We start from the raw sequence: 24,934 nt of genomic DNA, 5'->3' as shown, positions 1-24,934 counted from the left end.
AACGACTCTGATGGACTTCGAGCAGTTCTGGGGTAAGGCCGCGTTGCAGTTGGAGGCGAAATTGAGTTGACACCCGCCAGGCTTGGCGAGGAGCCTTACTTCGTAAGACGACGGAGGCTAACCAAGGAAGCGAAAGGTGGCCAGCTGCAGAATACCTCCATCCTGGGCGCGACGATAATATCGTCGTCAGTTACTTGACAAGTGCGCACTAAGTCGTCATAAGTTAAATGGCTGTTTGGCAACTTGGTGGAAGGTGCGTAGCTGCGCGGCGGGAAGAATTCGCGCCAGTGCGAGAATCCGTTTCTGGTAACCAGTCATGCCAGTACGACCGGGGCAGGCGTTGGTTTTCGGGCGAGTTCGGGCAGTCCTTTTTCCGGAAACGGTTGGCCCGAAAAACCTCCCGACCGCGGGGCTGATGATTTGCCAGAGCAACCAGTTAATCAACAAACAGGATGATTTCAGAGTTGGCAAATTGGGCGTAAAGCGTTGCTGCAGAACGGCTTGAATGCGATGCACGCAAAAGGGGGGTGTTGATAAACCTAGACGGCATAATCGAGTACGGCAATTCTGCGTCGCCGGATACTACCTGCCAGCCTGGGCCCGCGGTCTCCCGCCTGTCACGCACGCGATGAAGCGGCCGGCCGGCTAGAATCCGCCCAATGGAACCGAATCCTTACGAATCGCCGACTGTGCAGAACCAGCGCGAGTTGGAACTTGCCCCGGCGATCAAGGCCCGCACGCTGGCGGTCGTCTTCATCGTGATCTTGGCTGCGATTCTCCTGCTCGCTTGCGCCGGCTGCACGTTCTTGCTGTATTTGGTTTTCTCCGGGGGGATTCCAAGTCCCGATTGATCGGCGTCGTTGCCAGTCGGGTGAATCTGGCCGGCTGGGGGCCTTTCACCTTCGCCCTGTTGGCAAAGTGCAGGGGACGCCTATACTGATGGCGCTAAGCGAAAAACACTCGGCAGTGACGCCACCGCTTGTCCCAGCTGGAGATACGTCTAGCTCCATTCGTGGCTCGTCGTTCCCCCTGCCCGTGCCAGCTAGTTGCCTCGCGGCCGAAGACTTGGCCCCGAGATAGCCCGAAAAAAGCCAGCCAGAACCATTTAGCCCGACCAAATTGGCCCGAGAATTCTGGCCAATCAAACAAGACAGCCGCGGAAAACGAGGACAGCCGTGAACGATGCGCCGCCGTCAACTTTTCTCTCTCGCAACGAGTTCCTGCTCCGGCGACTCCACTCGCTGAGCGGCGTGATTCCCGTCGGCGCTTATATGGTGGTGCATTTACTCACCAATTCGACCGTGCTCGATAGCGCCCTGACGTTCCAGAAAAACGTCTACACCATTCACAGCTTGGGTCAGATTCTCCCAGTGGTGGAATGGGTGTTCATCTTCATTCCGCTGCTGTTCCATGCCATTTTCGGCGTGGTCATCATTCGCGGTGGCCTCCCGAACAGCAGCACGTATAAGTACGGCAGCAACGTCCGTTACACCCTGCAACGGGCCACGGGCATGATCGCCTTTGTGTTCATTATGTGGCATGTTTTTCACATGCACGGTTGGTTCCACTCGAAGTGGTGGACCGAAGGGGTGGCTGCTCCGCTGGGTGGGCACATGTTCCGCCCATACAACGCCACATCGACGGCCGCTGAGGCCCTCTCGCCGCTGATCGTACAATTGCTGTATGCCATTGGCATCCTGTCGTGCGTCTTTCACCTGGCGAACGGCATTTGGACCTTCGGCATTACCTGGGGCGTCTGGATCACACCTGCGGCCCAGCGCCGTGCGACAATCGCCTGCGTCGTATTCGGGCTAGGGCTCTCGGTGGTTGGTTTGAGCGCGCTGGGTGGTTTTGCCACCAAGACCAAAGAACAAATCGAACAGATTCGCAAAGATGAAGACAAGATGTACGACTCGAAGGTCGCGTCCGGTGAAGTAACACCGGCTGACCAGAAGCGCTGGCACGACCATGCAACGCATGCCAAGGCTGGTGGTTCTCATGCACCGGTGAATCCGCCTGCTGAACCAGCGGAAGAGACGAAAGATAAATAGTCGGGTCGAAAGAGGGGCTGCCCCCTCACCCTAGCCCTCTCCCCGGAGTACCGAGGAGAGGGAGTAAGAAATGCGAAACACACCGTTCCCTAGCCTCTAGCCTCTAGCCCCTAGCCCCTAGCCCCTTCCCCCTCATGGCAAAGCAACGCGTTTTAATCGTCGGTGGTGGTTTGGCTGGCCTGGCTGCAGCGATGAAGCTGGCCGAGCTTGACATCGCGGTCGACCTGATGAGCCTGACACCCGTCAAGCGTTCGCACAGTGTGTGTGCCCAAGGTGGCATCAACAGTGTGAACGACCTGACCCGCCAGCAGGGAGATACCGAGTACCTGCACTTGGACGATACCGTGTATGGCGGTGACTTCCTGCAGCATCAGCCCCCGGTTAAAGAAATGACCGTTTGGGGACCAAAGATCATCGAACTGATGGACCGCCTTGGGGTGACGTTCAATCGGACGCCGGAGGGATTTCTTGATCGTCGCCGCTTCGGTGGTACGCTCTTCAAGCGCACCGCCTTCGCCGGCGCTACGACTGGCCAACAACTGCTGTACGGTCTCGACGAACAAGTTCGTCGCTGGGAAACCGAAGGAAAGGTTAAGAAGTACGAGTTCTGGGATTTCCTCGGCCCGGTGCTCGACGACAACGGCGTTTGCCGTGGCGCGATCGGCCAAGACCTGACGACCATGGAAATGCGGGCCTTCCCCGCCGACGCGGTGATCGTCGCTTCGGGTGGTCCTGGTTTGATCTATGGCCGCTCGACCATGTCGATGGTTTGCACCGGCAGCGCAGCCAGCCGTTGTTTTCAAGCTGGGGCCAAGTTCGGCAACGGCGAATTTATTCAGGTTCATCCGACCGCCATTCCCGGTGCCGACAAGCTCCGCTTGATGAGCGAATCGGCCCGCGGTGAAGGTGGCCGCGTGTGGGTGCCGCGCAAGCCGCAGGATCCTCGCGATCCGTTGACGATTCCCGAAAACGAGCGTTACTACTTTCTGGAAGATCGCTATCCGAAGTACAAGAACCTCGTGCCCCGCGATATCGCGACCCGCGAAATCTTCGATATCTGTGTGAACGAGGGGCTGAGCGTCGAAAAGGATCGGCTAGCCGTTTATCTCGACCTGACTCATATTCCTCGAGCGGAACTGAATCGCAAGTTGGGTGGCATTCTCGAGATTTACGAGAAGTTCCAAGGTGTCGATCCTCGCAGCACGCCGATGAAGATTTTCCCGGCGGTTCACTACTCGATGGGCGGCCTCTGGGTCGACTATCAGAAGAGTGCCGATGGCGGTCTGCAGCAGGGCTCGCCCAAGAACCAGATCACGAACATTCCCAATCTCTACGCGATGGGTGAATGCGACTATCAATATCACGGCGCGAATCGCCTCGGCGCGAACTCGCTCCTCAGTTGCATCTTCAGCGGCTTGATCACGGCACCGGGCATCGAGACGTTGCTGAAGGGTTCTAAGCAGGCAGCTTCCGAGCTTCCTTCGTCGCTCTTCGAACGAGCCATGAAGCAACAGAAGACGCGCCACGAAGGGCTCCTCAAGCGTCCTGCTGGTGGCGAGAACCCGTACCTGATTCACCAGGAACTGGGCGATGTAATGACCAAGGCGGCGACCGTGGTTCGTCGCAACGATCAGCTGCGAGATGCAGTCGCCAAGGTGAAGGAACTGCACGAGCGGTCGCACAAGTGCTCGCTGTCGGATTCGGGTGTCTGGACCAACCAGAACGTGGTCTTCACCAAGTCCCTCATCGATATGTTCCCGCTGGCACTCACCATCCTGCAGGGCGCGTTGGCTCGCGATGAAAGCCGCGGCGCTCACTACAAGCCCGATTTCTCGTTCAGCGCGCTCACGGCCACTGATCCGACCGAACGTCGTCGTCAGGCCGAAGCCTGGTGCGATAACTTCGACGAGAACAATCGCAAGTGGCTCAAGTCGACCATCGCCACCTGGGATGGGAAGGAAGTCAAGCTGAGCTACGAAGATGTCGATACTTCGATCGTCACGCCGCGGCCTCGCTTGTATGGCCTGGTCGGTGCCGAAGAGATCGAAAAAGTGTGGAAAGAACGGCAAGTAGCCAAGGAACAAGCTGCGGCCAAGAATGGCAACGGTGCTGCGGCTGGCAAGCCCGCGTTGGCCGGGGCTCACTAGCACTGGTTGTTGATTCCTGAAGTAGCCCGACGCATAAGCGAGGGAGAATTGCGGCACAACGTAAAAGTAGAAAATCCCCTCGCTGACGCGTCGGGCTACCTAATGAAGTGTTCGTGTGGATAGTCGAATTCAGTTGAATTGTTTTCTCCATCAACGGTTTGCAGAATCATCATGGCAGACTCGCATCACGCTAACGGTCACGGTTCCAATGGTCACGCCCACGGTGCCGAACCGGCCGCCAAGCCCGATACGTTCGAAGTTCGCATCTTGCGGCAAGACGCGCCGGGCGAGCCCAGCTACTGGGAACGTCACACGGTCAAGTACGAATCGGACATGAACGTCATCAGCGTGCTGCAGCGAATTGCTGCCAAGGCAACGTCGTCCGAAGGGAAGCGAGTCGCGCCCGTCGCCTGGGACTGCAACTGCCTGGAAGAAGTCTGCGGCGCTTGTACGATGGTCATCAACGGTAAGGTGCGTCAAAGCTGCTCGGCCCTGGTCGACAAGCTGCTCACCGATCATCCGGCGGAGATCGAACTCCAGCCCATGACCAAGTTCCCGGTGGTGCGCGACCTGGTCGTCGACCGCGGCCGCTTGTTCCGTGCCTTGCAAAAGGTGAATGCCTGGATTCCGGTCGACGGTTACTACGACCTGGGCCCTGGTCCGAAGGTGCCCGCGTCGATTCAGGAACAAACCTATCCGCTGAGCGAATGCATGAGCTGCGGCTGCTGCCTCGAAGCATGCCCGCAGTATCTGAAGGTCGAGCTTGTGCGGGACGAAGGGGAAACGGAAGAGGCCTACCAAGCTCGCAAGAACAAAACGTTCGACAGCGAGTTTGTGGGTGCTCACGCCATCAGCCAGGCGATGCTCTTCAACATGCATCCCACCGGTGCCATGAACGCCGGCGATCGCCTCGAAGCACTCACTGCCGAAGGTGGTATTCAAGTCTGTGGCAATGCCCAGAACTGCGTCGCTGTCTGCCCCAAGCGAATCCCACTCACCACCAGCATCGCCCGCGCTGGCCGCGCCACCACGCTGCACACGCTGAAAAAGTGGTTCGGGGGGTAAGTCAGGTTGCTCAGCCCGATCAGTAATGAATCGATCCAACTGAAAGCCCTGTTCTCTTGAGCAGGGCTTTCTTCATAGAACTCACGCAATCAGATCAAACACCACGCGCCCATGCACGTCGGTCAGGCGGCGGTTGATGCCGTTGTGGTACCAGGTGAGCTTGGTGTGATCGATGCCGAGCAGGTGCAGCACCGTGGAGTGCAGATCGTACACTGTGGTGGGATCGCTCGCGGGCTGATAGCCGACTTCGTCACTGCTGCCGTAAGCGTAGCCGCGCTTGACGCCGCCGCCGCAGAGCCAGCCGGTGAAGCAGAGGTTGTGGTGGTCGCGCCCCTTGCCGTTCTCTCCCTGGGTGAACGGCGTGCGGCCGAATTCGCTGGTCCAGAAGACGAGCGTATCGTCGAGTAGCCCGCGACGCTTCAAGTCTTTGAGTAATCCCGCGACGGGCTTATCGAGCAGGACTCCCTGCGTATCATGATTCTGCTTCAGGTCTTCGTGCGCATCCCAATTGATGCGGGGCGAACCGAGCGCGCCGCCGTTGTAGAGTTGCACGAACCGCACGCCTCGTTCAATCAAGCGGCGAGCGAGCAGACAGTTGCGGCCAAAGCCGGCCGTCAAAGGCTGATCGAGGCCGTACAGCGCGTGCGTCTCGGCCGACTCATCTTCCAGGCCCACGGTCTGCGGAATGCTCGCCTGCATTTGCGCGGCCAGTTCGTACGAACGAAGCCGCGCGGCGAAAGCGCTGTCGAGCGGATATTGCTCGGCCATCCGCCGATTCATCTGCTCCAGCACTTGCATCGCAGCGGCACGGGCCGCGGGCGAAACGTTGGCCGGCGTATTCAGGTTCGTGACTGGATCGGGCTTTGAGGTTTCAAACGCAACCCCCTGATGCTGGGCGGGCAGGAAGCCGCTCCCCCAGTTACTGGCTCCGCCGTTCACAATGCCGCGCGGATCAGGCAACACCACGAACGACGGCAGCGACTGCGTTTCCGAGCCCAGCCCATACGACAGCCACGCTCCCAAGCTGGGATAGCCATTGAGTGTGAAGCCGGTATTCATCTGAAAGCAGGCTGGCGTGTGCGAACTGCTCTTCGCCACCAGGCTGCGAACGATCGTCAAATCGTCGACGCACTCGGCAATATGCGGCAGCAGGCCGCTGACCCAGGTGCCGGTCTCGCCATACTGTTTGAACGGATAGAAGCTCTTTTGCAACTTGCCAATCTTGCCGAAGAAGGGCTCCAGTTTTCCCTTGCCGGTAAGGGGCTGACCATCGAGCTTTTCCAGTTCTGGCTTATAGTCGAACGTATCGACCTGGCTCACACCGCCGGGCGAAAAGATATGGATGCATCGCTTCGCGCGGGCAGCATGATGCAGCCCGGTCGACGCCTTCGCTCCCGCAGCCGCAGCATCTTCGCCCAGCATCGCCGCCAGCGCCATCGCGCCCAATCCACTCGCCGCATGCGCCAGCCAATCGCGACGATTCGTCGCCAAAAGCGACGGGAACGGATTCAATGGATTTAACGTAGCCATGCAACAGACCACCGGTGGGAGAAGCGAAGGATACAGTCTACTCGCGAGCGAAGGGGGAACTCAAATCGAGAGATGAGGATGTCGGGTTGAATTGAGGGCTAGCTAGGTCGCTGGACTTAAGGAGGTAACGCGACAGAATAATCTGGCATACACGCAGCGATTGCGGCCGCCAACTCAAGGGTAGACTTGTGAACCGTTCTGCGACCACTTTTTTCTGGCAACGTAAGAGCTTTTGCCAAATCGCGAATCCGAAGCTCCAAGTTGTTTTGTGGCACTCCACGGCGATTAGATGATGCCCAGCGGCGAATTGCTGGCGCGGCAACTTCGTCATAGTTGAGATAGCAGATCGTTCCCGCCGCCTGATGCTTGCTGGCGACCTTTGTGATCTGTGCGATGAGTTCATTCTGATCCATTACCCCATTCTACCCGCGCACGAAAAAGCCCCGCTAGATTCGCGAGGTCGAATCGTCGGCCTTAGAATATCCACCCATGCCAACTACCCGTTCAGCGATGCCGATCTTCGCAGCCGTGCTGCTAATGCTGCCGGTGCTCTATGTGATCAGCTATCTGGCACTGGTGCGTGCGGTTAGGCAGGGGGACAACACGTATTCCTTTCAATGTCCCGCGCCGCTGCGACCTTTGTACGCTCCGCTCTTTCTGATCGACATCCAGCTTCGACCCGAAGCGTGGTGGGTTCGGGAAGCTACCTCACCACCACCAACGAACGGCACATAGGAATTGCACCCACCTCTTACTTAACGCAATTTGACGATCAGCGTACCCCACAAGGAAAGCCCTCGCCGAGGCGATGAGTGGCGACAGAGTTCCGAAGCGACTCTCGGAGCACAATTCGCCGCCAATGCTTGTCAGGACAATTGCGCGATTTCAGCGAGTCGCTTTTTGTGCTAAATGTAGTTGACAATTGCGCATCACTAGCTTAATAAATGATTGTTTTTAAGTGGGGAGTCTACTGCGCGCATGGTGAGTAAGCGGGCTGGCAGTGATGAACTCGTCAGCAAGGTTTGCGCGGCGAACGATTTGGCTGTGGAGCATGCAAGAATTGCGACTGCGAGCTGGGGCGAAGGGGGTTTATCAACGAATAGGATGAATCTCGATCGCCGACTTGTGGCGCAAGTTGTTGGGGCAACAATGCTTGCCAGCGAATTGCGCAAAGCTAGGGTGTTGAAGAACTCGGGGACGTTAGCACTGCGCGAACGACAAACTCATAGTGCCAGAGGAGCGAAAAAAGGCTATCCTGGTAGCTGTTGAAGTCGGTGAGGCGAACGAATGGGAATGCATCGGAGCCGGAAATGAACCTGAGAACCGCCGTGAGTGTGCTAGGGTTGATTGTTGTCACTTGCCAGGCAGCTTGGGGACATCCGGGGCATACGCACACAGATCCAACTGGCAGCGGATTGCACGCTGGCTTCTTTCATCCGCTGCTCGGGCTCGATCACTTGCTGGCCATGTTCGCCGTTGGGCTGCTGGCCACACAAATTGGCGGCCGGGCCATGTGGGCTTTGCCGGCCGCGTTCTTGGGAATGATGATCGTCGGCGGTGGCCTCGGGATTGCAGGCTTCGCTATGCCGGGAATTGAAATTGCCATCGCGTTGACGGTGGTGACGCTAGGCATTGCGCTGGCCTTTGGCCGGAAGTATCCGCTGCTCGCGGCAGCTGTGGTGATTGGCTTGTTCGGCCTGTTGCACGGTCATGCTCACGGCACCGAAATGCCCGGCAGTACGCAACCTGTTATGTATGCGATGGGCTTCATCCTGGCCACGGCCGGGCTGCATCTGGCTGGCGTTGGGGCCGGCTTGCTGTTCGTTCGCGGTCAGCAAGATCCGCTGTTCGTGCGACTCTCGGGCGCTGCTATTTCGCTGGCGGGCGTGATGATTCTGCTCGGTGCGATTTAGTTCGCTGGCTGCTCAAATCACTCAACTGACTTCAGGTCGAAGTCGTGCTTGTTCTGCGACGGGCTGACTTCGCATTGAATTCCCGCAGTGGCCGGATTGCTGTACTTCTGCGGGACAAACCAGATTTCCCGTTGCGTGCCGCTGCCCGAAATCATTCCTTCGGGCGTATAACTGCCAGGGTTGCCAATGCTTTCGACGCCGGTCACGCTGACTGAATGCTGGCCTTCCACGGCACCATCGCCGAACTTGAACGTGGTGAGCGAGTAGCGCCCCTCGGCATCGGTAATTCCTTCCGCGGGGCGACCACCACTCGTCGACAGGAACATGACGGCCGCATTTTTCACTGGCTTGCCATCGAGAGTAACCACGCCGCTAACGGGAATCATCCGTGGACCGGTATCACAACCGGCAACGAAGATCAGGAGTGCGCCGGCAACGAGTCCGGCGATGCAGCGGGCAGAGTTCATGGCGAGAGGCTTCGTGCGAGAGGAGTCTGGGGTCGGGAGTCTTTGGCGAAAGGCGGTTCAGCGAATGGGAAGTCTTGCTTCGCCAAAGACTGCCGACCCCTGACCTCACGCAAAGCGCACGCTTACAGCTGGGCTACCTGGCCGTCCCAACGACTTCCCAGGTACTGATAGTTCTGATGATCGATCCGGTCGGTGAGGAGCCGCACCGAACCGTCACCGAACAGGAACATCGCCCCGCCGGGATGGAGCGACTTGAAGCCGACTTCGGTGTTCCAGTTGTTATGCCGATTACAGGCGGGCCTGGTTCCGGTTCGATCGCACGAGTCGTAGTTGATGGGAATGATCGTCGTGGCGTAGCCATTGCCGCTATTGGAGCGGGCCCACCCTGCCGAGAAGTGAGTCGAACAAGCAGGGCGAACTTCGCCGAAGAAAATCGTCGACGACAGGCCGTCGGTGATATCGCTCAGACGCATCGACACGCCGCGGACGACGCCCATCCGGCTGAAGGGGCCGGGAATGTTGTCGATCTGGTCCGATGACGTGTTGGTGGCGAAAGTGTTGTAGGGATGCGAGCAGGAAGAAGCGGGGTTGGTCTCTACACGCGTGGGGCCGCGCGACGCGCCGTAATTCGTGAGGGCGGTAGTGCCATAGCGTTTGGGGCTGTTGTCGGTGGGGCAGCGGAGCGAAGGGAGGTAAGTCCCGGCGAGTTCTTGAAACGTTTGCGGTGTGGCCTGGTCTTCGATCCGATAGAGTTTGAAATCGAACTTGTCGAATAGAGCTTGCTGTTCCATATAGGGAAGCAGGTGCAAGATGGCCGAGCCCTTGATGGGATTCATCAGTGGGTCGTAGGCCCAGAAGGCACCGGGGGGAAGAATCTTCAAGCTGTCTTCGTAATTGGCCAGGGCCAGTCCGAGTTGTTTGAGATTGTTCGAGCACTGGGCCCTGCGGGCCGCTTCTCGAGCGGCCTGTACCGCTGGCAACAGCAGCGCGACCAAGACGCCGATAATTGCAATTACTACGAGCAGTTCGACGAGGGTAAAGCCTCGCGCGCGAGCACGATCCATTCGCAACACCACCAGGGGAGAGTCAGGGGGGAGGGAAGTTAGCGGGGCCTTTAGAATACCCAGCTGGCCGTGCATTTTTCAATCAAATTTTAGGGCTGCTGCTACTTTTTACAGCGATGAAGTTGGATTAAACACTTGCACCTGCTCCTCTTTCGCGCTGGCCACAGCGGGCATGGTGACGAGCACCGGTTGATCGAGCAAGGCGCGCGTGGAGCCGGCACCCAGGGGCACGACGGCTGGCGGAACCGCACGCAGGTGAAGGTCGGGAGCCCAATAGAGAAGCCCCACCGTCATCAGCCGGAAGACCGACGAGAGCCCGAAGAGCGTGAGGAACGCTGCATGGGACTCGTGCATGGAAGTGAGAATCGCAGCACCGAGAAAGCTCCCCACGACCATCGCCGCGGAGTTCCCCCAGTTGTAGAACGTGAGCATGCCCGTGCGGTCTTGGCGCGGGATCGCTTCAAAGAACATCAGCAGCATCGCCAGTTCGTACGCGGCCCAGGTGAAACCGGAGACCAACTGCACGGCGCATAGATAGAGGAACTCGCCCGTAACGACCCAGTGCCCGCTGGAACCGGGCACCGTGATGGGAACAGTCCATTGCCAGACCGAGAACCAGTCGCTGATGACCCAGAACGACGAAATGGGAATGATCGCGATGCCGCCAATCCACAGGAGTCGCTTGGCACCTGCTTGTTGCGCGACGCGGCCCCAGTACGGAGTGGCGAGCACTTTTCCCGCGAAGCCCAGCCCGATCATCAGCATGTATTCGAAGTACGAGATGTGCTGATCGAGAAACAAGTACGAATTGAAATACGGCCCGGAGATTTGCACGGCCACTTGCATCGCCAGCAAATACCAAACGAGCGTGCCGCCATTTTTGGCGGTCGAGGCAAACAACTGCCGGATGGGCACATGGCGATCGCTAATGCGGCCGCGATTCGGCTCGCTTTGACAAAGCAGCGCCAGGCCGGATATCAGCCGGCAGGTGGCGGCGACAAACAGGATCGCGCAAAACGCATGCAGCACCAGACCCTGGCTTTTAGCCCAATGCAGAATCAAACCACCGCTGGCGAAACCTAACAAAGTGAAAGCTTGACCCGTACGTGTGCGACAGGCGAAGAACTTCGTGCGGATCCGTTTGGGAATGATCGTTTCGATCCAAGTATTCCACGATGGTCCGCCCGAGAGCCCGGCAAACCAATAGACGGTCGCGGCAAAGTAGATCCACCAGACCGAAGCGGGAAAGCCGCCGACGTTCGCATTTGTCGAATCGGGGGCCAGGAAAATTGCGACGGGGAGCAGGAATACGCTAATTGCTTGTAGAAAAACGCAAGCAGCCACCCATAGCCGGTGAGAACCGAGTTTGCGAACCAGCCAGGGGGAAGCCAACTGCAAAGTCGCGCCGGCGAGCATGGGCAACGTGGCGGCGAGTCCACCCGCCGTCTTGCCCGCACCCACGGCTAAGGCAAAAGGGACGATGTAGGTCTCCCCAATGCCAACCATCATGCTATAGCCGGCCGCATCAGCAAAGCTGGCGTGGATATCGGCTCGGAGGGGTGTCTGCGACCGCTGGGCCGAAGTTGCAGACGAAGTTGGGGCAGGCATTACCGTGGCAGGCGTGTTGATCGGCGTGCAAGACGCTTTATTTGACACCTGAGCCAAAAAAGACCGACGGGGCGGGAGCGCGAGCGACATGGATCAAAGCAGCTAGCTGTTATTAAATTCTAATTCGAACGGTAGGAGTACTGGAGAGGGGACAGTAAATACTGAGAAGTGTTCGCTGTGGCAACGTCAGTAAACCCCGGAAACCATCCCCGCTGGAAGCTTCGGCGACTCTACATCGCTTGCAGTACCAGCGGGGGCGGGGGCGGGCGGAAATCAGAGGTCAGAAGACGGAGGTCGGAAAATCGGAGGAACAGTACCGTGGGATTATGGCTACGAGCGAGGCCGCCGTTATTTCAGTGCCTCGTTTTTCGTTAAACTAGGCCTAAGATCAGAGGAAAGATTGTGATTTCAAGCCTGTGAGATTTGCCGATGCAAATTGCTTCTGCCAAGCAGTTAACGGTTTATCGAGAGGCTTTTGGTTTGGCAATGAAAATCTTCGTACTGACAAAGACCTTTCCTGCTGACGAGCGGTACGTGCTAGTAAGCCAGATTCGGCGATCGTCTCGGTCGGTATGCTTGAACCTTCGAGAGGCTTGGTCCAAGCGACGATATCGGGCTCACTTCGTCCAGTAAACTAACGGATTGCGATGGTGAAAACAGCGAAACTGACTCATCCCTCGACTTCGCCCTAGAATGCGGGTACCTGAATGCTGCCACCCATCAAGAACTAACGACGAAATGTGCTTCCATCGGACGCATGCTCGGCTCGATGATCCAAAACCCTGACTCCTTCCTCTTACGCCCCAAAAAACGCCCTGAACATTAACCATTTTTGTCCACTGTCTCCTGTCCTCCGACTTCCGATTCTCTGACCTCCGATCTTTTTCCCCTGACCTCCGTCCTCTTTAGCTAAACGCAACCCTAACAACCGCCCCTATGTCCACCGCCACCCTCGATAAATCCGGCTCTCGCGTTCGCCGCATGTTCGGCGAGATTGCTCCGCATTACGACCGGATGAACCACTTGCTGTCGATGAACATCGACAAATACTGGCGGTGGTACACAGTCCGCAAGTTGAATCCGCAGGCAGGTGATCCGATCCTGGATGTCTGCACCGGTACGGGCGATTTGGCCTTAGCCTTCCATCGCTATACCAAAGGTCAGTCGCCGATTGTGGCCTCGGACTTCTGCGGCGAGATGCTCGAAATCGGCTGCCACAAACGAGATCGGGCGAAGATCGCTGCCGAACAGATCGAGTTTATTGAAGCCGACGCACAAGCTTTGCCATTCGAGAGCGATCGCTTCGGTGTGGTCTCGGTCGCCTTCGGACTCAGGAATGTCGCCGACACCGATCTAGGGTTGCGCGAGCTAACCCGGGTTTGCAAACCGGGCGGTCAGGTCGCGGTGCTGGAATTCTCAACTCCCACCTGGCAGCCCTTCAAAGCGTTCTACGGCTTCTACTTCCGCAACGTACTCCCACGCATCGGGCAAATGCTCGCGCGGAACAGCTCGGCCGCCTATGAATACCTGCCCCAAAGCGTGGGGCTCTTTCCGCAAGGGAAAGAACTGGCGACGAAGATGGAAGCAGCAGGGCTGAAGGATGTGAAGTACTACACGCTGACGTTCGGCATCGCCACGCTCTATGTGGGGCGAAAATGAGCACCGCTCCAAACTTGCCACTGGTGCTGGCAATGACAGGCGCCAGCGGGGCTCCGTATGCCGTGCGCCTGCTCGAGGTACTCCTGGCTGGCGGTCATGAAGTCCACCTGATGATTAGCCCCAGCGGTCAGGCGGTGCTGAAGCAGGAATTGGGCCTGCAGGTGGCCATCGGCAACTTCGAACTGAGCCAACTCCTGCCGAAACTCCCAATCGGGCAACTTCCCGGCAAGCTGGTCTATCACCACCATCAGGACTACTTCACTCCTGTGGCCAGCGGCTCGTTTCTGACTCGCGGCATGGTCGTTTGTCCCTGCTCGGGGACCACGCTCAGTGGTATTGCCCACGGTAGCAGTAGCAACCTCATCCAACGGGCTGCCGACGTGCACCTCAAAGAACGCCGCAAGTTAATTCTCGTCCCGCGCGAAACGCCCCTCTCGCTGATCTATCTCGACAACATGCGGAAGGCCGTCGAAGCCGGTGCGGTCATGCTTCCCGCCTCGCCCGGCTGGTATCACGGCGTCCGCGATCTCAACGACCTGGTCGACTTCATCGTCGCCCGCATTCTCGATCAACTCGGCCTGCCCAATACGCTCATGCGGCGCTGGGGCGAATGAGCAAATTCTGCCTCCCCGCAAGGGATAGATGCTTTCCGGGCCGCTAGTTAGAATGGAATCTCCGACGTTACCTCTCCCAGAAACCATTCCGCGGAAGTTCGCGATGCTTGAGACTGCCGGCCAGACATTGCTCACCAGCGGCCAGTTGCTGGCTCAGACTGGCATCGCCAAGACGATGCTCGGTTACGTCGCAGTGTTCGCGCTCATCGCGATCGGCATCTCGCTGATTTGCCGGCCCTCGAGCCGCGCTCCAGCCGAAAAGCCCAAAAAGAAATAGGCAATCGTTTTTGCCTCCGCATGAAGCTCAAATGTGTCCCCGCTGATTTTCAGGTCGAAGAACAGATCACGCTGCGCTCAACCGGCGGACCTTTCGCACTCTATCTGCTGAACAAAGAATCGATCGGCACGCTCGAAGCCATCGATCAAATTGTCCAGCGTTGGAACTTCTCCCGCCCGCAAATGGCCTGGGCCGGTCTGAAAGATCGCCACGCCCGCACCAGCCAATACATCACGGTGAAGGGTGGCCCCCGGCAGAACATGGAGGCCGGCGGCATTCAGTTGAAGTTCCTGGGCTACGCTGCCCGCCCCGTTCACCCGCGCGATATCGTCAGCAATCGTTTCACCGTCGTCATGCGAGATATGGACGCTCCGTCGATCGCAGCTGCCCAGCGCACACTGGCCGAAGCCGAGCGCGACGGTCTGCCCAACTATTTCGACGAGCAACGCTTCGGTTCGCTCGGCGAGTCCGGAGTCTTCATTGCCCAGCCGTGGTGCAAAGGGGACTACGAGCAGGCTCTCTGGCTGGCACTGGCAGAGCATAACGACCATGACCGTCCCGACGAGCGTGAGCAGAAACGCCTCCTCCGCGAACTGTGGGGCAAATGGCCAGAGTGCAAAGCGGCGCTCGCGCGGTCGCATCGCCGCAGCGTGATAACGTTCCTGGCCGACAAACCCATTCAGCCCGATTTCAAACGGGCATTCGCGCTGATCCGGCAAGAACTCCGCAGTTTGTGGCTGGCCGCTTATCAAAGCCACCTGTGGAACCAAATGCTCGCCGCGGTTCTCGAAGCGAACTGCCCTCCCGAAGTACTCCGGCGGCAACGCATCGCCAGGCAAGAACTCCCCTTCTTCACTTCGCTACCGGCCGAACATCGCGACTGGCTGCATGCCTTTCAAATGCCGCTCCCGTCGGCCCGGCTCCATCTGGATCCCGGCGATTTGAAAGACTTGATCGACGACGTGATGAGTGCCGAAGGGATGGAACTGCGCGAGGTCCGCGTCAAGTATCCGCGCGATGCCTTCTTCAGCCGTGGCGAACGGCCAGCCATCTTTCTGCCCGAGTATCTCACGCACGAAACCGCTGCGGACGATATCTATCGTGGTCGGGAAAAGCTGACGCTCAAGTTCACGCTCCGTCGCGGCTCTTATGCCACCATCTTCGTCAAGCGCATCACCGGCCTGGCTTGGAGCGATGAAGAAGACGATTCGGAAGAAGAAGCTCCCACTGAAGAGGCGTAATCCCGCGGGCTGATTTCAGCCTAAATGTTCAACATCGAACCTCTTAATTGAACACTCACCCGCAGCCAAACCCGCGAATGGCGCACATCGCTGTTCAATTAACGACCCCTTAATTGAACGCCCCCCGCTTTGCGGGTCGTGGTTAAATTCATCCTTCGCTGTTCGCTCTTCAATCGGTCCGGTTCCAGCTATTTTTTCAGCAAGCCCGTCGGGCATTCATACGAGCAACAGCCGCCGCCAGCCCAGGCCAATGAAAGCCAGCCGCAGATCATCGATACGCCGCCGATAGGAACGATAGCTCCCAGGACGGGCATGTTCAGCAGCACGAGCGCATAGAGCATGCCGCTGAAGATCAAAGCGCCGATCGTCATGAACCAGGTGGCAATCGAGAGGGATAAGCTGGGGCGCAGATGCGCGAGAACTCCGCAGGCCAACAGCGCCAAGGCGTGATACATCAAGTACTGACTGGCGACTTCCCAGTTATCGAGCCGGCGAGCAACGGTTTCACTCGTCAACCCTTGCCCCGTGAGAAAGTCGGGCAGACCGTGAGCACCAAATGCGCCCAAACCAACGCTGATCGCGCCGAACAAGGCACCCAATAGCAACATCAACTTGGCAGACATCAGGCGATCACTTCCAGGACGGGCTTGCCGCCGATAAACAAGGGACGGTTATTCTTGTCGCGCACTTCACTGTTGGGATCAATGCCGAGTAGGTAGTAGATCGTAGCTGCCAGGTCTTCGGGCTTCACGGGGTGCTCGTCGGGATACTGCCCCTTGTCGTCACTCTTGCCGTAAATGAATCCGCGCTTCACGCCGCCGCCGGCCAGCACCACGCTATAGCAATTGGGCCAGTGATCGCGACTCGCGTTGGCGTTGATCTTTGGCGTGCGACCAAATTCACCCATCCAGACGACCAGCGTATCGTCCAGCAGTCCGCGCTCGCTCAAATCGTCGAGCAGCGTGGGGAATGTTTCTTCCATGCGGGGAAAGTGATACTTCTCGACGATGGGATACATCCGCGTGCCGTCGAAGCCGTGCGTATCCCAGCCCCCTTCGGTCGTGCTGCGGCCGCCGATGGTGTTCGAGAAATAGACGGTCACGAACTTCGTCCCAGCCTCAACCAGCCGTCGCGCGAGCAGACAGCCCTGGCCATAGGTACTGCGGCCATAGCGGTCGCGCACTTCCGGCGGCTCGGCCGAAAGGTCGAAGGCCTTGCGCACTCGATCGCTGGTGAGCATGTTGATCGCGCGATCATAGTATTCGTCGAAGCCGCGCACCTCGGCCGAAGTCTCCAAGAGCTTGGCCTGTTGATCGACCAGTTTCTGCATGGCCCGGCGGCGATGGAGTCGATCGAGCGACAAGCCATCGGGCAGGCTCAGTTCCGGCAGCTTAAAATTCGGCGAATTCGGATCATCGGTAAACAAGAGCGGATCGTGCGCCTTGCCGAGAAAACTGGCGTGCTGGCCAGGAGTAATCGAGCCGTCGCGAATGACGTGTGGATAGGCGACAAACGTCGGCAGACCGTTGCGACTCGGAGCCAACTTGTCGACGATGCTGCCGTAGGCGGGAAACAGGTCGAGCGAATCGCGCAGCCGCTGATCGTCGCTCGGCGGCTCATGCCCGCTGAGGGCATAGTAGCCGGCCGAGTTGTGATTCTTCATCTTGTGCGTCAGCGTGCGAATGACCGTGCAGTGATGCATCCGCTTCGCCGTTTCCGGCAAGTGCTCGCACGTCTCCAGCCCCGGCAAGCTGGTCGAAATTCCCTTTAGCGGCCCGCGATACTCTTCGGGCGCATTGGGCTTCCGATCGAACATGTCGATGTGACTAGGCCCGCCCCACTGAAATAGAAAGATCACCGACTTCGCCCGCGGCTTGATCGACGCAGTACTCTCCGCCCTCAGCAGCCCGGGCAAATTCATCCCGAGCAGCCCCGCGCCGCCGACGCGCAGGACTTGGCGACGAGAGAGGTCGAGTGACATTTTGAATTTCTCCGAAGTCACGAATGCCAAACGCTTGCGATGCCGAGCAGCTAATCAGGGAGTTTGATTGAACATGAAGTCGCTAAACACAAGCTTGGTAGCCTTTTCCAGTTCCACTATATCTGCTTTCGTGACCGACGTCGAATATAGGTCGACTTTCCGGACTTGAGGCAAGCGAGCAATTTGTAGCGTTCCGGCCCGATCGATTTGGCAGCGAGATAGACTCAAATGTTCGAGTTGCGGGCACGCGGAAAGGGTATCCAGTGATGCACCGGTTACCCTGCACGATGTGATTGACAGGAAATAGAGTTGAGTCAACTTACCGAGATGGCGCACACCGTCGTCGGTGATACTTGCGTCATCGATTGTGAATGTGTTCAGGCCTTCGATCTTGGAAACATCTATCACGGTTTTATCGGTGAATGCACGGCCCCTCAGATGGAGATAGAGGAGGGAAGGATGACTTCCAAGACGACTTAAATCGAATTCTGCATCCGCAGGTTGAATCAGGACCAACGAAGTTAGGTGCTTAAGATGACTCAGTTCCTGGACGTCTTGATCGCAGACAGGTGACCTTTCAATCTGCACCAAGCCCAGCCATTTGAACGTGCGAATTTGCTCCAACATCTTGTTCGCTGAACGACAGTCCGAAACGAATAATTGACGCGCGCTCGGAAACTGTTTCAGGAGGGAAACATCGGCGTTGGATATGGCGACATCTGCGATGACGATATCGCGCACCCAATCGTACCGGTTATCGCCAAAGACTAGCCAAGAAAGATGCGACTGCGTCGCGTCTGGATGAATGACAAGCTCGATCCCTTTTTCAGCCAATCGCTTAGCTGCAAATCTCTGCGTCATGCTGCGATAGCGAGGCAAACCTGCCGCCATCGCTAACATGGCGCAGCCGATCAGAAGAGTCCGCAACGAAAACCGCGGTGCCCAAGTTTTGGTCCGCGGCTGCTTGTCAGATGGGAGAGGGGCTTCAGCCATCTCGCCTAAAACCACTCCTTACCTTCAACGTAGTAGATTCGATAGAAATCGTTATCGTTCTTCGTCAGGTAGAGGATGCCTTCCACGAGGCCGATGACACCCATCACCGCTCCGCCAATTCCGCAGGTCAGCACCGTGAAGAGGAGCATGACCAGCCCCGACTGAGTTTTGCCCAGGACAAACTTGTGGATCCCCAGGCTGCCAATCACGATGCCGCAGACACCAGCAGCCACTTTCTTGCTCGCGTACGATTCGACGGTTTCTCTGTCCATGTTTCTTTCACTTTTTAAGAGTTGAATAGTCGAAAGGAGTGGTCGGTTTAGAGAATATTCTATTTGCCCGTGCGTGTCTGGTAGGTCTGACTGTGCTTATTCGCGGGAATGTTGACCGTATAGCTTTTGGTATCGGCGGCGACTGCCAGATGAATGTGATTTCCTTGGCATTCTTTCTCGCGATTGGCAATGAATTCATCGGCCACGTTGTTGGTCGCTCCATCGGGTCGCAGGTTTTTATGGACTTGATAGATTCCTTGCAGTGACTTGGTCTCTTTCAGGTTGGCAAAGACTTCGGGAGCACACCCCTTGGTGGTGCCGTTATTCATGATTGCCACGTGCGGCTCGATCGACTGAAGTACGAGCGGATTATTGCTGGCGTCGAGCCCGTGATGCGTAACTTGATATACATCGACCTTGCCCACAACGTTATGCGGACAGACCAGCTTTTGTTCTTGGTTCCAGGTCAGATCCCCCGCATCGAAGAACGTGAAATTGCCGAACTTGATGAGCAGCACAATGCTGTTGGCATTGTCGGAGCCATCGCGGGCCTTTTCTCGCGCCGTGGCACAGATATTTGTATTTTCTTCGGTCCCCGCCGGGGCGGTAACGAACTGTTGCCGTGTTCCCAGGCAGCGAATGCTTAATTCCGGCGAGCCGGCGGCCAACTGTTTGACGGGGATGGAATCACCGGGCTTGATGACGTGCTTCTTCTCGGCCTTCAACTCAAAGTAGGCTTTGCCGGGGTCGTCCCTCAGCCCTTCGAACTGGCCGTTGTCCCATAGATTGACGATGGGCAGCAGTTTGGCGAGTTCAATCGCGCCACCGAAGTGATCGCCGTGATAGTGCGTCGTCACCAGATGGTCGATCTGCTTCCGCCCGGCAATTTCTGTGATGGTTTTAACGATGCGGTCGGCATCGCGGCGGCCGGGATTGCCGGCGTCGATGAGCACGGTTTCGCCCGTCGGTGTGATTAGTAGCGTCGCGGCACCACCTTCGGTATCGATCCAATAGATCTGCAGGCCATCTGCTTCGGCTGCCCAAATCTGCCCGCAAGCCGCCAGTGCCAGTACTAAGGTTGCCAGCAGTTGGCTGATCGTCTTCCGCATGATGTCGCTTCCAAGGTGCTTCGTTTTATTCGTAAGCCATTGCGTCGTCAGCGATTATCCACAGCCGGGCCGAGTGCAGCAAGCTGCACTGGGCGATTTGCGGCTAGCAGACAGGCTGCGGCCAGTCTTGACGCAATTTCACATACTCCCTAAATCGTCTCTCGCCCGTCATCGGAACGGGCCCTTGAGGGTACTGATGTCCACTGCCACACAGCGCCTGTCAGCATCGCTGTCCTGGTTGCCCTGCGCAATCACGGTCATGGCGGCGCTCTGCGCGCTGGGTAACTCGGGCTGCGCACGCCAACGATATGTGACCGTTCGCGAAGCCCCGCGCAATCCGCTCGCGGCCCCGCTCAAACTTCTCGCCCGCAGCGGACCCAAGCCCACCAAGCGAACCGAACAACTATTGCGGCGCTATAACCTGCTCGACCAGGTAGAAGACGATCCGCTGATCGCCCTTGTCAGCTTTCAAAAAGAACTGGCCCGCGAACCAACGGGAGACAAGATCTATGCCTACGCCGAGCTCGCCTATTTAGAGGGGAAAGAGCTTGAGCTGCAAAACAAACCGAAGGAAGCGCTCGACGTCCACGGGGCGGCTGTCGCGCACGCCTATTGGTACTTGTTCGATCCGGGACTCGATCATTTTCGCAATCCATACGATCCCCAGTTCCGCCGCGCGTGCGATTTGTACAACGGCGCGCTCGAATCGGCCCTGCGGATTGTCAGTAAGAACCGGCAGTTGAAGCCAGGGACGAAGCACGTCATCAAGACGGGAAAAAAGGAGTACCATCTCGAAATTGAAATTCGCGGCCCCTGGCGGCAGGAAGATCTCTCCGCGCTCGAGTTCGTCAGCACTTACGAAATCTCTAGCGGGCTGACGAATCACCACCATAGCTACGGCCTCGGTGTGCCGCTGATTGCCGTCCGGACGCGCCACACGGGCGAAACACCGGCCGAAAAGTATTATCCCCCGGGTTTGAGCTTTGCCGTCACCGCCTTCATGCGCGTGGAAGAGAATCACGACGCTAATCGTGATGCGAACGTCCACCGCTGCGTGCTGGAACTCTACGATCCGCTCCTCGCGAACAGCATCAAGGTCTGCAATCACGACGTGCCGCTCGAGTCCGACATCAGCACTCCCCTGGCGTTCTTCCTCGACGATCCGCAGTTCCAGGAAACCGACACTTCAACCTTGGGCCTGCTCAACCCAGGGACTGCGAAGGGGATCAAGGGGCTCTTCATGGTCGAGCCCTACGACCCGCAGCGGATTCCGGTCGTCATGGTTCACGGTTTGTGGTCGAGTCCCACAACGTGGATGGAAATGTTTAACGATCTGCGCGCCTTCCCCGAAATTCGCAAGCGGTATCAGTTCTGGTTCTTCCAATATCCAACCGGCCAGCCATTCTGGACGAGTGCCGCGCAGATGCGTGACGCTCTGGCGCAAATGCGCGCCGACCTCGATCCGCACGGCGCGAATCCTAACCTCGATCAAATGATTCTCGTCGGTCATAGCATGGGTGGGCTCGTCTCGCGGATGCAGACGATTGAAAGTGGCGATCGCTTTTGGAACCTGCTGGGCAACGTGCCGATCGAACAGATCAAAGCTTCGGACGACGAGCGAAGCAAACTGGCCAAGTGCTTTTATTTTCATCCCAATCCCAGCGTGAAGCGGGTGATTACACTCGGCACGCCGCACCATGGCAGCAATTTTGCCGATGACTACACGCGCTATTTCGGGCGGACGTTCATCACCTTGCCCGAGATGATGGTCGAACTGAGTAACAAGCTGATTCGGGATAATCCCGATTCGTTCCGCAACACCGACCTGCTTACACGGACGACGTCGATCGATTCGCTCGCGCCGGATTGCCAGATTTTCGCGGCGCTCAATGGTGCCGAACGTGGCCCGCACACCAGCTATCACAACGTGATTGGCGTCGTACCGAGCAACACCTTCATTGGCCGCTTTTCGGAAGAAGGAGACGGTGTCGTCGGCAAGTCGAGTGCGACGCTTCAGGAAGTTGCTTCGGAGAAGGTCGTGCCGGCCGATCACATGAGCGTACACCGCTATCCGCTGAGCATTTTAGAAGTCCGCCGCATCCTGCTAGAACATGTGCAGGCCCAGCCCGAGCATCAACCCGAATACAATCTGCCCGGTGTGAAACCGTGGATTCCCGCCGCGGATCAAGCGGGAACGATCCCCAGTGCAGCGCTCCCCACAGGACCAGCGCCGCGATGATCTCGAAAACTGCGATTAGTAATTTTCGACACGGCGGAACTACTTCTTCTTCACTGCCGCTGGCTTCACCGGTTTGGGCGGCTTCGGCGTGAAGGGGGGCATGGGAGCGGGTTCGCGCCAGTCGTAGTCGTTCTTGTAGGCAATGTTGAGGTAGGGCGTATCGAGCCACTTGCCGCCGTCGCGTTTGCTGGTGAGTAGTGCGTCGAGGAGTCCGCTGGTCATGAGCGTGCGCTCGGTCGACCAGGTGGGCTTGCCCGTTTGCATCATCGTCTCGACTCCCTTCAGCAGGTTGGTGAAGTGGGCGAACGGATGATCTTCTTGCAGCCGATACAGAAACGCCTCACTCGTGCCGTCTTCGTTGGTCCATGCGGCGGCCCATTCGGCCAGCCCGCTATCGAGCGTGACCACAGTCGCCTTTAGGCCGTCGTTGTATTCGACCTGAAACAGCGAGGGCTTCTTCGGCAGTTCCCGAATCGTTTTGCCGGCCGGCAGCGGACGATCCTGGAACTTGGCAACCGCTTGTTCGAGCAGCTTGGCGCTGAACTCGCCGCGATCCATGGCTTTCCAAACTTCTTCTCCTTCCAGGCAGCGAACTCGCTTCACGCCCGTTTCGCCACCCTTGCGTCGCTCGGCCAGGCACTGCAAACCTTCGAGGCCGTGAAAGCCGTACGAATCGAGCCGATGATACGACGTGACGACGATCTCCTTCACGGCGGAGTCTTTCTTCAAGTCGATCGCTGGAATGCGCCACGATTGTGGCAGCGACGAACCGGCCATCAGCGGAATGTTGTGCTTCTTGGCAGTCTGCCAGAACCAGTCGACATCTTCCCACTTATCGGCCAGGTGCTTATCGCTGAAGACCGGCACCACCTTGCCCGTCTTCTCGAACGTGCTGACGATGTCGCCAAACAGCCGCCGCTTGGGGAACGAAATACTGCCGGTGTCGTTCTCGGGATACTTGCCATGCTCGGCGATCATCAGCACGCCATCGACGGCCAGCTTATCGCCCCCCAGCGTGAGTGCGCCGGCGATTGTATCGAACACGGGAATCTTGTGCTTCTCCGCCAGCGCACGGCTCTTGTCGTTCTCGGGAACCTGATCGGTGAAGATCGAGACCAACTTCAGCTTCGGGAATTCACCTTGCCCGTTGAGGTTGTACCCCTCCAGCAATCGCCCGCCGATGACGTCGGCATGCGAGTTGGGGTGCCAGACGGTAGTGATGACAGCGACGCGAGGGATTTTCTCTTGGGCTGGCGTGCTTGGAGCAAACAGAAAGAGCCAACTAAGCGCGAGTGGCAGGGCTAGGCGGAGAGTTTTCATGAAGGAACTCCAAGTGGCGGGATAAGAGGTGGGCGGTGTTTGCGAGGAAGCCTGAAACGCCTTGCTGACGCTTCGGGCTACTTGGTGAATCATTCTGGTTCAATCGCGTGCAAAGTAAACGGTGCGAGCGAGAGCACATATACCGTGCCATCGCGGGCGGCGCACACGCCTAAGCAAGAGTAACGTGGCAAGGTGGTGCCGTCGCTGTATTTGTAGACGCCGTGATGCCAGGGAAGTTGCTTGCCCGCGTCGTCGGTGAAGGTGGTGTAGTCGGGATTCTTGATCGCGATGCGGCCATGATCGCGGCAAGCGTCCTGTCCCGGCCCAAAGCTGATGAGGTGCATGAAGGTTTCTTTCTTCATGGCGTCGGGCTTCTTCGGATCATTCGCGGGGCGCTCTTCGACCGCGTTAATTCCCATCCAAAGCTTGCCATCGGCCGCGACGCATAGGGCCCGGCAATCGGTCGAGACGGCGCTCTTCAACAGCGGGCCGTGCGATTTACCCACAAGCGTGTCACCTTCTTTCGTCAGGTCGTAGCTATAAAGCTGGTTGCCGCTCATGGCCACGCACCAGAGTGTTTTCCCGTCGGGCGAAATATCCCAGTTGAGGCAATGGCTGTTCTCGTCGACCAAGTGAGAATCTGCCTTCGGTGCCGCACCATCGATCGTTTGCTTCAGCCGTTCGAGCTTCTCGGTGCGCGGATCGTAGCGGGCGATATCGCCACCCCGCAGCGGATGATAGGCCCGCCCCAGGTGATCGACGACGATGAACGCATACATGTGCTCCGTCTCGATCAGGTCTTTGTATTTGCCGGTCGCGAGATCGAGCACGAGGAACCGCGATTTTTCAATCGGGCGGCCGTCGTCGCACGTGCTGATGTAGGCGAGATTCCGGCTCTCGTCCGGCGTTACGCTGATGATCCCCTGATGCTTGACTGGAATGTCGTAGACCTTGGTCTTGCCGGTTGCCGGATCGTAAACCATGGGATAGCCGCCGGGATAATCCGTGAGCGACTCGCCCTTCTTCGTATATCCCTGCTTGGTGCCGAAGTAGATTTTGCCGCTAGGGCCGATGTTATTGCGGGTATGAATCTTCGCCTGCGCGGCAAAGCCGGTCGCCGTGCTGCCGATCTCCTTCATGCAGTCGACGGCGATCTTCATCTCTTTCGCCTGCGGATCGAAGCCAACCAGGTACGCATTGCTGCCGTACTTGGCCGCCCCGACATAGATGTGTCCATTCTTCCCTTCGATGATTGAGAAATAGCCGCTTCCCTCACTGGTTGTCTCCTTCGGAACTGCGTAGGCCGTAGACCAGAGCCACCTTTCTTCGGCGTGAGCGAAGAGAGGGAGAAAGAGGAGCAGAAGTGAAGTGAAGCGAAGCATAA

Annotated in this window: 25 protein-coding genes; 13 read left to right on the top strand and 12 right to left on the bottom strand. The window is 57.9% G+C overall.

All coding sequences use genetic code 11. The features are described 5' to 3' along the window. Positions 1 to 659 precede the first annotated feature (659 nt). From ETAA8_RS05195 to sdhB, 4 genes are all read left to right on the top strand, one after another. Positions 660 to 851 carry a hypothetical protein gene (locus ETAA8_RS05195; protein WP_145085882.1) on the top strand — a complete coding sequence of 64 codons (192 nt, stop codon included), beginning with the start codon at positions 660 to 662 and terminating at the stop codon, positions 849 to 851. A gap of 324 nt (positions 852 to 1,175) precedes the next feature. Beyond that, positions 1,176 to 2,051, top strand: coding sequence for a succinate dehydrogenase cytochrome b558 subunit (locus ETAA8_RS05190; protein WP_202921569.1), 876 nt, complete (start codon positions 1,176 to 1,178; stop codon positions 2,049 to 2,051). 134 nt (positions 2,052 to 2,185) lie between these two features. Next, the gene (gene sdhA, locus ETAA8_RS05185; RefSeq protein ID WP_145085879.1) at positions 2,186 to 4,198 is read left to right on the top strand and encodes a succinate dehydrogenase flavoprotein subunit; all 2,013 of its coding nucleotides are present in this window, start codon (positions 2,186 to 2,188) and stop codon (positions 4,196 to 4,198) included. A 171-nt stretch (positions 4,199 to 4,369) separates the two neighbouring features. Then, positions 4,370 to 5,263 carry a succinate dehydrogenase iron-sulfur subunit gene (gene sdhB, locus ETAA8_RS05180; protein WP_145085876.1) on the top strand — a complete coding sequence of 298 codons (894 nt, stop codon included), beginning with the start codon at positions 4,370 to 4,372 and terminating at the stop codon, positions 5,261 to 5,263. 81 nt (positions 5,264 to 5,344) lie between these two features. On the opposite strand, the gene ETAA8_RS05175 is transcribed toward sdhB, so the two are convergent. Beyond that, on the bottom strand, positions 5,345 to 6,793 hold the full coding sequence (locus ETAA8_RS05175; protein ID WP_145085873.1) for a DUF1501 domain-containing protein: 1,449 nt from the start codon (positions 6,791 to 6,793) through the stop codon (positions 5,345 to 5,347). A gap of 116 nt (positions 6,794 to 6,909) precedes the next feature. Then, positions 6,910 to 7,206 carry a hypothetical protein gene (locus ETAA8_RS05170; protein WP_145085870.1) on the bottom strand — a complete coding sequence of 99 codons (297 nt, stop codon included), beginning with the start codon at positions 7,204 to 7,206 and terminating at the stop codon, positions 6,910 to 6,912. Positions 7,207 to 7,282: 76 nt separating this feature from the next. Between ETAA8_RS05170 and ETAA8_RS05165 the strand changes: the two genes are divergently transcribed. After that, on the top strand, positions 7,283 to 7,528 hold the full coding sequence (locus tag ETAA8_RS05165) for a hypothetical protein (protein WP_145085867.1): 246 nt from the start codon (positions 7,283 to 7,285) through the stop codon (positions 7,526 to 7,528). A gap of 575 nt (positions 7,529 to 8,103) precedes the next feature. Continuing rightward, the gene (locus tag ETAA8_RS05160) at positions 8,104 to 8,706 is read left to right on the top strand and encodes a HupE/UreJ family protein (protein WP_145085864.1); all 603 of its coding nucleotides are present in this window, start codon (positions 8,104 to 8,106) and stop codon (positions 8,704 to 8,706) included. 17 nt (positions 8,707 to 8,723) lie between these two features. Here the strand turns inward: ETAA8_RS05160 and ETAA8_RS05155 are convergent, their stop codons facing one another. The 3 genes from ETAA8_RS05155 to ETAA8_RS05145 all read right to left on the bottom strand — a co-directional run bounded on the left by ETAA8_RS05155 (position 8,724) and on the right by ETAA8_RS05145 (position 11,845). Beyond that, on the bottom strand, positions 8,724 to 9,173 hold the full coding sequence (locus ETAA8_RS05155; RefSeq protein WP_145085861.1) for a transthyretin-like family protein: 450 nt from the start codon (positions 9,171 to 9,173) through the stop codon (positions 8,724 to 8,726). Between the two features lie 122 nt (positions 9,174 to 9,295). Further along, entirely contained in the window at positions 9,296 to 10,237 is a 942-nt protein-coding gene (locus tag ETAA8_RS05150; RefSeq protein ID WP_145085859.1) for a DUF1559 domain-containing protein, read from the bottom strand. 108 nt (positions 10,238 to 10,345) lie between these two features. Continuing rightward, a complete protein-coding gene (locus tag ETAA8_RS05145; RefSeq protein WP_202921568.1) occupies positions 10,346 to 11,845 on the bottom strand; it encodes an MFS transporter in 1,500 nt (499 codons plus the stop codon). A 429-nt stretch (positions 11,846 to 12,274) separates the two neighbouring features. Here ETAA8_RS05145 and ETAA8_RS35805 point away from each other — a divergent pair, with 429 nt between their 5' ends. The 6 genes from ETAA8_RS35805 (at position 12,275) to truD (ending at position 15,636) form a co-directional block, all read left to right on the top strand. Then, a complete protein-coding gene (locus tag ETAA8_RS35805) occupies positions 12,275 to 12,478 on the top strand; it encodes a four helix bundle protein (RefSeq protein WP_202921567.1) in 204 nt (67 codons plus the stop codon). Continuing rightward, entirely contained in the window at positions 12,456 to 12,671 is a 216-nt protein-coding gene (locus ETAA8_RS35800) for a four helix bundle protein (RefSeq protein ID WP_202921905.1), read from the top strand. The genes ETAA8_RS35805 and ETAA8_RS35800 overlap by 23 nt, the downstream gene beginning before the upstream one ends. Positions 12,672 to 12,781: 110 nt before the next feature. Further along, a complete protein-coding gene (gene ubiE, locus ETAA8_RS05135; RefSeq protein WP_145085854.1) occupies positions 12,782 to 13,504 on the top strand; it encodes a bifunctional demethylmenaquinone methyltransferase/2-methoxy-6-polyprenyl-1,4-benzoquinol methylase UbiE in 723 nt (240 codons plus the stop codon). After that, on the top strand, positions 13,501 to 14,118 hold the full coding sequence (locus ETAA8_RS05130; RefSeq protein WP_145085852.1) for a UbiX family flavin prenyltransferase: 618 nt from the start codon (positions 13,501 to 13,503) through the stop codon (positions 14,116 to 14,118). The genes ubiE and ETAA8_RS05130 overlap by 4 nt, the downstream gene beginning before the upstream one ends. A gap of 103 nt (positions 14,119 to 14,221) precedes the next feature. Further along, positions 14,222 to 14,395 (top strand): hypothetical protein, encoded by a 174-nt coding sequence (locus ETAA8_RS34360; protein WP_202921566.1) that lies wholly within the window; start codon positions 14,222 to 14,224, stop codon positions 14,393 to 14,395. A 20-nt stretch (positions 14,396 to 14,415) separates the two neighbouring features. Then, positions 14,416 to 15,636: a tRNA pseudouridine(13) synthase TruD gene (gene truD / locus ETAA8_RS05125; protein WP_145085849.1), complete on the top strand. Its 1,221-nt coding sequence runs from the start codon at positions 14,416 to 14,418 to the stop codon at positions 15,634 to 15,636. A 188-nt stretch (positions 15,637 to 15,824) separates the two neighbouring features. Here the strand turns inward: truD and ETAA8_RS05120 are convergent, their stop codons facing one another. The 5 genes from ETAA8_RS05120 to ETAA8_RS05100 are packed head-to-tail and all read right to left on the bottom strand — an operon-like array spanning position 15,825 to position 19,991. Continuing rightward, positions 15,825 to 16,259: a DUF423 domain-containing protein gene (locus tag ETAA8_RS05120; protein WP_145085846.1), complete on the bottom strand. Its 435-nt coding sequence runs from the start codon at positions 16,257 to 16,259 to the stop codon at positions 15,825 to 15,827. Further along, positions 16,259 to 17,617 (bottom strand): DUF1501 domain-containing protein, encoded by a 1,359-nt coding sequence (locus ETAA8_RS05115; protein WP_145085843.1) that lies wholly within the window; start codon positions 17,615 to 17,617, stop codon positions 16,259 to 16,261. Before ETAA8_RS05115 ends, ETAA8_RS05120 begins: the two co-directional genes overlap by 1 nt. Before the next feature lie 54 nt (positions 17,618 to 17,671). Next, positions 17,672 to 18,610, bottom strand: coding sequence for a leucine-rich repeat domain-containing protein (locus ETAA8_RS05110; RefSeq protein WP_145085840.1), 939 nt, complete (start codon positions 18,608 to 18,610; stop codon positions 17,672 to 17,674). Positions 18,611 to 18,615: 5 nt separating this feature from the next. Next, complete coding sequence (locus ETAA8_RS05105) at positions 18,616 to 18,882, bottom strand: TM2 domain-containing protein (RefSeq protein WP_145085837.1); 267 nt, start codon at positions 18,880 to 18,882, stop codon at positions 18,616 to 18,618. Between the two features lie 59 nt (positions 18,883 to 18,941). Continuing rightward, positions 18,942 to 19,991, bottom strand: a complete 1,050-nt coding sequence (locus ETAA8_RS05100) for a ComEC/Rec2 family competence protein (protein ID WP_145085835.1) — start codon at positions 19,989 to 19,991, stop codon at positions 18,942 to 18,944. 196 nt (positions 19,992 to 20,187) lie between these two features. Here ETAA8_RS05100 and ETAA8_RS05095 point away from each other — a divergent pair, with 196 nt between their 5' ends. Next, the gene (locus ETAA8_RS05095) at positions 20,188 to 22,230 is read left to right on the top strand and encodes an esterase/lipase family protein (RefSeq protein WP_145085832.1); all 2,043 of its coding nucleotides are present in this window, start codon (positions 20,188 to 20,190) and stop codon (positions 22,228 to 22,230) included. Positions 22,231 to 22,269: 39 nt separating this feature from the next. Here ETAA8_RS05095 and ETAA8_RS05090 read toward each other — a convergent pair whose 3' ends face one another. Next, a complete protein-coding gene (locus tag ETAA8_RS05090) occupies positions 22,270 to 23,550 on the bottom strand; it encodes a hypothetical protein (protein WP_145085829.1) in 1,281 nt (426 codons plus the stop codon). Between the two features lie 89 nt (positions 23,551 to 23,639). After that, positions 23,640 to 24,932 (bottom strand): SMP-30/gluconolactonase/LRE family protein, encoded by a 1,293-nt coding sequence (locus ETAA8_RS05085; RefSeq protein WP_145085826.1) that lies wholly within the window; start codon positions 24,930 to 24,932, stop codon positions 23,640 to 23,642. Positions 24,933 to 24,934 lie beyond the last annotated feature (2 nt).

Source organism: Anatilimnocola aggregata, from assembly GCF_007747655.1.
GTDB classification, from domain to species: Bacteria; Planctomycetota; Planctomycetia; order Pirellulales; family Pirellulaceae; genus Anatilimnocola; species Anatilimnocola aggregata.
This window is presented reverse-complemented; position numbering and strand designations above follow the sequence as displayed.